Origin of the sequence: Amaricoccus sp., assembly GCF_036846665.1 — a bacterium.
Classification (GTDB): Bacteria; Pseudomonadota; Alphaproteobacteria; order Rhodobacterales; family Rhodobacteraceae; genus Amaricoccus.
Genome location: NZ_DAIUBO010000331.1, coordinates 1 through 3,504 on the forward strand (window position 1 = coordinate 1; position 3,504 = coordinate 3,504).

General features: G+C 65.6%; 3 protein-coding genes. All 3 read left to right on the top strand.

What is annotated here, in order from left to right:
* Positions 1-456: 456 nt before the first annotated feature.
* Genes rpsL through fusA form a run of 3 tightly spaced genes read left to right on the top strand, consistent with a single transcriptional unit; the run spans position 457 to position 3,458 of the window.
* Positions 457-828 carry a 30S ribosomal protein S12 gene (rpsL, locus tag V7050_RS19735; protein WP_324375870.1) on the top strand — a complete coding sequence of 124 codons (372 nt, stop codon included), beginning with the start codon at positions 457-459 and terminating at the stop codon, positions 826-828.
* A 12-nt stretch (positions 829-840) separates the two neighbouring features.
* On the top strand, positions 841-1,311 hold the full coding sequence (gene rpsG, locus V7050_RS19740) for a 30S ribosomal protein S7 (RefSeq protein WP_324375872.1): 471 nt from the start codon (positions 841-843) through the stop codon (positions 1,309-1,311).
* Between the two features lie 23 nt (positions 1,312-1,334).
* Positions 1,335-3,458 carry an elongation factor G gene (fusA, locus tag V7050_RS19745; protein ID WP_324375874.1) on the top strand — a complete coding sequence of 708 codons (2,124 nt, stop codon included), beginning with the start codon at positions 1,335-1,337 and terminating at the stop codon, positions 3,456-3,458.
* Positions 3,459-3,504: the final 46 nt, after the last annotated feature.

Consider the following 3,504-nt stretch of genomic DNA (forward strand, 5'->3'; position numbering starts at 1 on the left):
TCGTCGCTTCCTGATGCTCCAGGACCGCCGGAACGGCCCGATCGTCGATGCGCGCCCGCTTAGTGGCAAACGGGCCGGAAAGCAAGCTGCCGCACCGCGCCGATTCCCGGCGCGCGGATGGCTGGGAAATTTCGGCGGAGGGGCCCGGAGTGCCGGTCCGGCATGCGGGATCCCGTCCTGATTTCAGGGACATGGCGCCGGAGCGCCGGGGGGGTGCGACAGGGCCGCTTTGCCGGTTGACAAGGATTCGCCCAGCGCCTAGCTTCCGCGCGCTCTGAGGGGGGTCCCTTCGGAGGCATGCCACAATCTGGCGGTCACGACTCGGGCATCGCCCCAGTCCTCTGGAATTTCGCCGCGTCGGATCCGAAGGCGGGTCCGGGCGCGGCACGTTTGGCGTTGGATGCCGAGGCGTCCGGGGCCGGTGAACGAAACGGTGAAGACGGGGTTGAGAGTTCAATGCCAACGATCCAGCAGCTGATCCGCAACCCGCGGCAGCCGAAAGTGAAGCGCAGCAAGTCGATGCATCTGCAGTCCTGCCCGCAGAAGCGCGGCGTCTGCACGCGCGTCTACACCACCACGCCGAAGAAGCCGAACTCCGCCATGCGCAAGGTCGCCAAGGTGCGGCTGACCAACGGCTTCGAGGTCATCAGCTACATCCCCGGCGAGAGCCACAACCTGCAGGAGCACTCGGTGGTGCTGATCCGCGGCGGCCGCGTGAAGGACCTTCCGGGCGTGCGTTACCACATCCTGCGCGGCGTGCTCGACACCCAGGGCGTGAAGAACCGCCGCCAGCGCCGCTCGAAGTACGGCGCCAAGCGTCCGAAATAAGGGAACGATCAGATGTCGCGACGTCACAGCGCCGAGAAGCGCGAGATCCTGCCGGACGCCAAATACGGTGACCGCGTGCTCTCGAAGTTCATGAACAACCTGATGCACGACGGCAAGAAGTCGGTCGCCGAGAACATCGTCTACGGCGCGATGAGCCGGGTCGAGCAGAAGCTGCGCCGGGCGCCGATCGAGGTGTTCCACGAGGCCCTCGACAACATCAAGCCCTCGGTCGAGGTGCGCTCGCGCCGGGTGGGTGGTGCGACCTACCAGGTGCCGGTGGAAGTGCGCCCCGAGCGCCGCGAGGCGCTGGCCATCCGCTGGCTGATCAAGGCGAGCCGCGCGCGCAACGAGCACACCATGGAGGAGCGTCTCGCGGGCGAGTTGCTCGACGCGGCGAACATGCGCGGCACCGCCGTGAAGAAGCGCGAAGACACCCACAAGATGGCCGATGCGAACAAGGCCTTCAGCCACTACCGCTGGTAACGGCAAGCTTTAGGAATTTCGAGATGGCCCGCGACTATCCCCTCGATCACTACCGCAACTTCGGCATCATGGCGCATATCGACGCCGGCAAGACGACCACGACCGAGCGGATCCTGTTCTACACCGGCAAGAGCCACAAGATGGGCGAGGTGCATGACGGCGCCGCGACCATGGACTGGATGGAGCAGGAGCAGGAGCGGGGCATCACCATCACCTCCGCCGCGACAACCACCTTCTGGCAGCGCCAGGAGGATCCGGGCCTCTCGGGGATGGACGACACCAAGTTCCGCTTCAACATCATCGACACCCCCGGCCACGTGGATTTCACCATCGAGGTCGAGCGCTCGCTCGCCGTGCTCGACGGCGCGGTCTGCGTGCTCGACGCCAATGCCGGGGTGGAGCCGCAGACCGAGACCGTCTGGCGCCAGGCCGACCGCTACAAGGTGCCGCGCATCGTCTTCGTCAACAAGATGGACAAGATCGGCGCCGATTTCTTCAACTGCGTGCGGATGATCAAGGACCGCACCGGCGCCACGCCCTGCCCGATCCAGCTGCCGATTGGCGCGGAAAACGCGCTCGAGGGCCATGTCGACCTCATCACCATGGAGGAATGGACCTGGAAGGGCGACGACCTGGGCGCGAGCTGGACCCGCCAGCCGATCCGGGCCGAGCTCGAGGACAAGGCCGCCGAGATGCGCGGCGAGATGATCGAGCTCGCCGTCGAGATGGACGACGACGTGATGGAGGCCTATCTCGAAGGCGAGGAGCCCGACATCGACACCCTGCGCCGGCTGATCCGCAAGGGCACGCTCGCGATGAAGTTCGTGCCGGTGCTCTGCGGCTCCGCCTTCAAGAACAAGGGCGTGCAGCCGATGCTGAACGCCGTGATCGACTATCTCCCCAACCCGCTCGACGTGCCGGCCTACCTGGGCTTCAGGCCCGGCGACGAGACCGAGACCCGCGACATCGCCCGCTCGGCGGACGATGCGCAGCCCTTCTCCGCACTCGCCTTCAAGATCATGAACGACCCCTTCGTCGGCTCCCTCACCTTCACCCGGATCTATTCGGGTTCGATCAGGAAGGGCGACCAGCTGATGAACTCGACCAAGGGCAAGCGCGAGCGGGTCGGGCGCATGATGATGATGCATGCGATCAACCGCGAGGAGATCGACGAGGCCTTCGCCGGCGACATCATCGCGCTGGCGGGCCTGAAGGACACCACCACCGGCGACACGCTCTGCGATCCGCAGAAGCCGGTCGTGCTCGAGACGATGACCTTCCCCGAGCCGGTGATCGAGATCGCCATCGAGCCCAAGACCAAGAACGACCAGGAGAAGATGAGCCAGGGCCTGCAGCGGCTCGCGGCCGAGGATCCGTCGTTCCGCGTCGAGACCGACATCGAGAGCGGCCAGACGATCATGAAGGGCATGGGCGAGTTGCATCTCGACATCCTGGTCGACCGGCTCAAGCGCGAGTTCAAGGTCGAGGCCAATATCGGCGCGCCGCAGGTGGCCTATCGCGAGACGATCAGCCGCAAGGCCGAGATCGACTATACCCACAAGAAGCAGACCGGCGGCTCGGGCCAGTTCGCCCGCGTCAAGCTCGAGATCCAGCCGACCGAGCCCGGCGAGGGCTATTCCTTCGAATCGAAGATCATCGGCGGCGCGGTGCCGAAGGAATACATCCCCGGCGTCGAGAAGGGCATCAAGTCGGTGATGGATTCGGGCCCCATGGCCGGCTTCCCGGTGATCGACTTCAAGGTCGCGCTGGTGGACGGCGCCTATCACGACGTGGATTCGAGCGTGCTGGCCTTCGAGATCGCCGCGCGCGCGGCGATGCGCGACGGGCTCAAGAAGGCCGGGGCGAAGCTGCTCGAGCCGATCATGAAGGTCGAGGTGGTGACGCCCGAGGATTACACCGGCGGCATCATCGGCGATCTCACCTCGCGGCGCGGCCAGGTCCAGGGCCAGGACACCCGCGGCAACGCCATCGCCATCGCCGCGATGGTGCCGCTGGCCAATATGTTCGGCTACATCAACACCCTGCGCTCCATGTCCTCGGGACGGGCGAACTTCACCATGCAGTTCGACCATTACGAGGCGGTGCCGCAGAATATTTCCGACGAGATCCAGGCGAAGTTCGCCTGAGCGTGAAGATATCGGGCTTCGCGCCCAGGGAATGACAGGAGGCCAC